This is a genomic window from Bellilinea sp. (assembly GCF_034432615.1).
In the GTDB taxonomy this organism is placed as follows: Bacteria; Chloroflexota; Anaerolineae; order Anaerolineales; family Anaerolineaceae; genus Bellilinea.
This window is the reverse complement of the sequence record NZ_DAOUBL010000294.1, coordinates 1-5,906: the sequence shown is the minus strand read 5'-3', so window position 1 is coordinate 5,906 and position 5,906 is coordinate 1. Positions and strand designations below refer to the sequence as shown.

Genomic DNA, 5,906 nt, shown 5'->3' with positions numbered 1-5,906 from the left:
GGACCCGGCCATCCGGCTTAACCGCTGCATCGTTCAGCGCTCTTTTTTTCCATTCTTCTTTTTGATTTCCGGCTTTGTTCAAATCTGGGGCAAACCGGTCGAAAATCAAGCCGGGATTCAAAACGGATTTGTTGGCAGATCTGAAAACCTCTGCTGTATCTTTTTGCAGGGGATATTGTACAACGCCCGCTGGCGCGCCGGAAGCGCCCGCCGAACCTCCGCCACCGGGCGGTTTTGGAGCATTCCCTTTCTTTGTCTGGTTACCCTTCATAGATTATTCTCCCTCCAGCTCGGCTTCGGCAAAGCGTTTGTACCAGCTCAGGTAGGCCTGTGCTTCAGCGGTAGCGTAGCGATAATCGGCGCTGGAAGCCTGACTGGCAATCCACTCCAGCAAGGATGCAGAAAAATGCAGCTGGTCTTTCAGCCAGCCCTCCAACGCAGCGTACAAAACCCGATGATGATCCTCACCTTTGGCCTTCCAAAATGCCACCGTTTGCCCCAGCCCGCTGCTCTGGATGCTGGCCGGCGCACTGCGCGCCAGACTCTTTAATTCTTTTTGTTTAGCCGCTGTTTTTCCTGCCTGAACCTGCTGCCAGGCGTGCGCGGCGCGCTGCTGCTCCAGGGTGCGGATGATGGATGGATTATTTTCGCTCATGGTCAACCTCCGTAAATCCGCGCCGCCACCCAGCCCTGACCGGTGGTTTCATCACCGCCCACCTGCAGGTGGCTGCCATTCAGATAATCAAATTCCCTAATCACCGCCTCAACCGGTTTGCCATTGGTATTGGTGCGCGTATCGGTGAAGAACAGCGGTGCATACAGCAAACTGTCGGCAGGCAGGTACTCTGCCGTCCATAACATGCCTTTCGCCACGGTTTTCTTGTCCGGCTCGATGCGTACGTGAGTTTGCACCTCGGTAGCGTACAGGCAGAAATCGCGGAAGGCGTCTTCCGGTAAGATGCACAGCCGTTTGGGCAGCGAATCACGCCAGTACTGGAAGGCATCTCCTTGCGGCAGAGCGTTACTGGCCAGCCATTGGGCAATTTTAGCAACATCCTCCCGCGGCTGCGCATTGAAACTGAAATCCTCGAGGATCACCTTGTCTTGTAGAAGGAGATCAGAACCGGGCGCAACCAGGGCAGTGTTGGCATCTTTGGGGGCGGGAATTTGCGGTAAATCCAAGGGCTGACCAGCCAACTCAACCGTGCGGCGCAGCAGCGAGAGGGCATGCGCACTGGTGGTGTAGGCAAACACACCTTTCAGGGCGCGTACTGCCAGCAGCAGCAGGCGCGCATCCCCCACCGAAACCGCTCCGGCGTAGTTTTTATCTTCCCCGCCTGCTTCACCAAAAATTTCTTTGACCAGTTTATCCTCATCCTTGAGTTTCTTGCGCTCGCGAAAATCGGCACGCAGAGCGCCTTTCAGCCCGGAAGCCTGCACCAGCGGATACTGAGTGACCCGCTCGCGCTGAATGGGCAGGTCGGTGGCGCCGCCGGCCGCCCGTCCGCTGCCGGCATGAACGGCGGTTTCAGCATACAAAAACAAGATACGGCTTTCTTTGAACATGTTGCTTATCCTCCTGATTTGAATTGAAGCGGTCAGGCATCCACCGGCTGCCATGCGCCGATGACCACCTGACCATAGCCGATTTCAGCCCCGCGCCCGGTCAGTGCCGCCGATTTCAAGCAGACGCCGCCCTGACTGCGGAAATAAAACACACTCCCGGCCGGCAGCCAGCGCGCGGCAGGTTTTTGTTTGCCTTCCAACAGGTCGTACCCGCCGATCACTTCATAACCGCCAATGGCTGCCGTCACCAGCTCAACCTGACCATCGAAGAAAACACCCCAGTCCTTCGGCTTCCAGCCCTCTTCAAAATATGCCGGACTGGCAAAATAGACCTTGAAATTGGAAGGCAGGGGCTGGTCTACCTTCCAGCCCAATTGAACCGCAAATTCCTGCCGGGCAACGCTGCCGTAACGCAAGGCGCGCCCTTCGCCCCCGGCGCGCATCACGCCCTGCTCAGGGAAATCGGGGTAGCCGTCCATTTCGACCCAAATCCCCACGCTTTCCTGCGGGCGGATGAACTCGGCCTCGTACAATTTTCCGCTCTCCGTCGAGCGCCGCGCCGCATCCAGGGCAATGCCCACGCGCACTTCCCGCTGGAAGATCTGGCCGGCTTTGACGGTCGCAACCGCCTGCCCGTTGAAAAAGTAAGCCTGGAAGCTGCTTTCGTCCAGATACCCGCCCAAATCACCCTTTTGGGGTTTGCTGTTGGGCGGGGAAACCACCAGGTGCGTCAAACCCCTGGCAGCGTGGCTGTGTTGGCGGAAGCTGACCACCTGCCGCGCCCGGATGTGTTGACCATCGTCCGAGGGGCAGGCATCCGCCGGGGTTGGGAAAAAGCGCGTCAGGCGGCCGTCCGGCTCGCGGCGCGCCAGCAGCGGCGCGCTCAGCCGCAGACCGTTGAAGTTTTCCGCATCGCCCACCGCCTGGCGGATTTTGTCCTTTTCCAGCGGAATGCCCTTGTGAACCAGATAATGCGAGCGAATCACGCCCTGAATCACCGAGGGCGGCGGTGGAAAACGGCTGACGGCGTGATGATCGTCACCGGCGTTGAACGGCCGGCCGTCGCGGAAAAACAAGACATCCTGGGCTTCCATAAAGTAAGCGGTCATTCTCTCCCTCCTTGTGCCAAAAAGCGGGCAATCACCAGCCAGTTGACGCCTTCTTCGATTGCCGTTCGGCCTGGGTCGGTTGTCTCCAATTTATTTCGAATGTCCTCCACCCATTTAACCCATTGGTCGGCTAAAGTGGCAGCCTCTTCGCCGAAGTCCGGCGCGGCCTGCCGTTTGAAGCGGTAGGTGACCAGCGCCTGCACCGCCTGCGGCTCGAGACTTTCGGCTATGCGCAAATCATCCTTGAGCATATAGGGCAGCCCGCCAGCCAGCCGACCCTTGCGGAACGGCTCAACCCAGTTTGAGTCGAATTTGGCTAACTGATCCGGGCTGCTGCGCGCCCGCAGCGGCTCGTCCCCGCGCTTGCTCAGCGCCACACACAGCATGTCTTTGTTACCCCAATCATCCGCTTTGACCGACTTGGCGTACTGCTCGGCGGAGCGCAGGTCGGCCAGCACGCGCGATAGCGGCGAAAGGTGATGGGCGAACAGCACCGCCCCGGAAAGCGTGGCATGAACCACCCCTTCCTGAGCTTTCTTATAGGCCCCAGTCAGTTTCACCGCCAGTGGTATGGCGTTCTGCAATGAGGCGAACAGCAGGACATCATCACCGCCGTTGTAAATCAGAAAGCCGCCTTTTTTCTCTAAAACAATTTCTTTTGCGGTCTTCCCGGCAAAATCTGCCAGCGCACGGCTGAATGCCTCGTGAAAGGCTCTCCCTTTTTTGGAGCTGCCTTGCATATCATCCAGCTTCACGCCGACTCCGTCGCCGTCCAGCAGCAGGATGGCGTAATACGGCGAAGGGCGGGTATCCCCCAATGCCTTGTACAGTCCGCGCAAGGTTTGCCGCGCCGGTTTCAGTTGCTCGGCCGTGAAAGTCTTGTTGTACGAATCCTTCATCCGTTCAGGCGTGAGCGTTTCCTCGAACAGCAAATCCAGGTCGTACGGGAAGATGGCGTCCTCTTTGCGGGCGCGGTACAGCCCAAGGCCGTCCAAGGCCTGTTTGTGAGCCTGCAGTGCGGAAGGTGCTTTATCGTCGGCCAGCTGATAAAAATCCCAGCCGGCGACCGTGCTGGTGGAAGGAAACTGGCGGTTCTGCTTCAGCTCGGCAAAGCGCTTGACCAGAGCGATTCCGTCCAGCCGTTCCTTACCTTCCGGTTTGAGGCGCGAGGCGGAGATGTGTCCTTTCTTCGCCATCTCCTTCCAGTAACACTTTGGGGAAGTGTTTTGGGTATGCAGCGCCGAGCGCTGACCGCTCAGGCTGTCCTTTGCGCCTTCCTCCTCGCTTTGTTCAAAGAGCCGGGCGTGCTTGACCCCGTCCAGCAGCCGGCTGGCTTCGCGGTAATCGGCGGTGTAGTCGGCGCTGCGCGGCACAAACACCCAGAACACCTGCCACGGCGGACGCTGAATCACCTGGCGCTGCCAGATGGACATCCATACCGCATCGCTATCCAGATTGGCGCGTTGGCGCGCATTTGCGGCAATTTTGCGCCACTCGCCGATCAGCGCGTCTTCGGCTTTTTGCAAAGTCTGTTCGGCTTCGTCCATGTTGAGCTCGGCGACCAGTTTGTTGGGCATATCGTCCGGCGAGATGGACAGCGGGTAAATCAGGTTTTGCTGGCCAATCGCCTCGGCGGCGGCATACGCCAGTCGCGAGAGGATTGCCGAACCGTTGAACAGGTCCTCGGCGCGGCGCGCCTCGCTGATAAAGGACTGCACCGGCGAGAAGGTGAAGATTGCCAGGGCTTTATCCATTGTATTTGTCATTGGTTCCATCCTTTCACCCCCACTACATTGCCCATCTTTAACCATCTTCGCAGTTCAGTGTAATCATGAGTATCGCCCGCCAGTTTTGCCGGCAGCAGGGTGAACAGAAGATGGTATCCTTCCGTGGTTTTGAACACCCTCGCCCAAACCGGCGAAGCCTGCCGCGGGCTGATACCTCCCAGCCAGTTTTGTTTGGGGAAGCGGCGCATCAGGTCGGCTACGGCCTCTACCCCATTTCTGGCGTTGATTTGGCTCAACAATCGTATTTCGGCATTCATGGCTGCAGAGGGAAATTCGGTAGGCTCTTCGGGTAATTGCGTCACGGCAATTCCTTTCTCGCCAGCCAAAGCTTGAGCCTGCCGAACCGCAGAGCGGACAACAATTTGAATAAATTTCGTGATTTCAGATTCGTTTTTTGGGAAAACCGGTACTAATTGCGGGTCACTGCTTTTCACCACCTGCAGACTGCCCATGCCGCGCCGTGAGCGCAGTCCCACCCCGCCCAAAGTCAGCGCCAGGTTGAGCGCCATGCAGGCATTCGCCCAGATCAAATCCGGGCAGGTTGGGCGCGCGCTCATCGTCAAACGGAAGGTCTGACCGGCATCAAAAGCATTTCTGCGCCCGGCAGACTTATGCGGCAGAATGGGGTGGGAAGACCACTTTAAGTTCCCGCTGATTCGCAGGCTGATCGGCGAGCCGCTGTCCGTACTGCCAAATACGGCCTCCTCCAACGCCCGAACCGCACCCAGATTTTTATCCCCCACCACCCCGCCGAGCGCGGCGCGGTACCAGTAGCGCATCGCCCCGCGAAACGAGGGCGGGCGCAGTTCCGGCGGCTGACCGCTGCGCGGGTCGCTGCCGCCCAAAAACAGCGGCGTTACCGTCATCAACTCAATTGCTACCTTCCGCATATCCTGCTCCTTTCTCCGGTTTTGAATAATTTACCGCATCCCCTCCAGCCCGGCTACGGTAAAAATGACCAATTTTTCTTAGGAACTTTTTCCTAATCCTCTCCGCGAAACAACGGGGCAAACTCGGCAATGAACACGGCACGGTTGACCGGCATGCCCAGCCAGCCCTCGCAGGCGCGGTACACCGCCGTCAGTTGATTGGCCACCGTGCGCGGGCTTTTTCCCAGCCGGCGGGCAAGCGCGGCATTATCCAGCCCTTCGCGTACCAGCAGTTCCGCCGCTCGGCGCTGAGCTTCCGTCAGGCGTTCGTTCCAAAATGCGCGCTTGCGGCGCAGGCTCTCCCCGTCACTGATCTGAGCGTGCCGGCGCAGCGCCTCCCATGGATCGGTTGATTCTTGCAGCAGCAGATGTGCTGAAGCCGCCTCGTCCCAGCGCAAAAAGGGAACCTCGACCACCGTAAAACGGTCCTCGGCCGCCGGGTGCAGTCCCTTGACCGCCCCGCCCCACGGCGCCGATGAAATCATATGCCAGATGCGGTCCTCGCGCCCAAAGAG

Annotated in this window: 6 protein-coding genes and 1 pseudogene; all 7 read right to left on the bottom strand. The window is 58.8% G+C overall.

Annotated elements, in window-relative coordinates:
* A partial coding sequence (locus VAE48_RS13425; RefSeq protein ID WP_322793840.1) for a hypothetical protein occupies window positions 1-271 on the bottom strand: 271 nt, incomplete at its 3' end.
* Between the two features lie 3 nt (window positions 272-274).
* On the bottom strand, window positions 275-655 hold the full coding sequence (gene cmr5, locus VAE48_RS13420; RefSeq protein WP_322793839.1) for a type III-B CRISPR module-associated protein Cmr5: 381 nt from the start codon (window positions 653-655) through the stop codon (window positions 275-277).
* A gap of 2 nt (window positions 656-657) precedes the next feature.
* Window positions 658-1,566, bottom strand: a complete 909-nt coding sequence (gene cmr4 / locus VAE48_RS13415; protein WP_322793838.1) for a type III-B CRISPR module RAMP protein Cmr4 — start codon at window positions 1,564-1,566, stop codon at window positions 658-660.
* Between the two features lie 32 nt (window positions 1,567-1,598).
* Window positions 1,599-2,675: a type III-B CRISPR module-associated protein Cmr3 gene (cmr3, locus tag VAE48_RS13410; protein ID WP_322793837.1), complete on the bottom strand. Its 1,077-nt coding sequence runs from the start codon at window positions 2,673-2,675 to the stop codon at window positions 1,599-1,601.
* Window positions 2,672-4,441, bottom strand: coding sequence for a type III-B CRISPR-associated protein Cas10/Cmr2 (gene cas10 / locus VAE48_RS13405; RefSeq protein WP_322793836.1), 1,770 nt, complete (start codon window positions 4,439-4,441; stop codon window positions 2,672-2,674). Before cas10 ends, cmr3 begins: the two co-directional genes overlap by 4 nt.
* The gene (gene cmr1, locus VAE48_RS13400) at window positions 4,438-5,352 is read right to left on the bottom strand and encodes a type III-B CRISPR module RAMP protein Cmr1 (RefSeq protein ID WP_322793835.1); all 915 of its coding nucleotides are present in this window, start codon (window positions 5,350-5,352) and stop codon (window positions 4,438-4,440) included. The genes cas10 and cmr1 overlap by 4 nt, the downstream gene beginning before the upstream one ends.
* 92 nt (window positions 5,353-5,444) lie before the next feature.
* Window positions 5,445-5,906, bottom strand: a pseudogene (locus tag VAE48_RS13395) (CRISPR-associated protein Csx14); the annotation flags it as partial.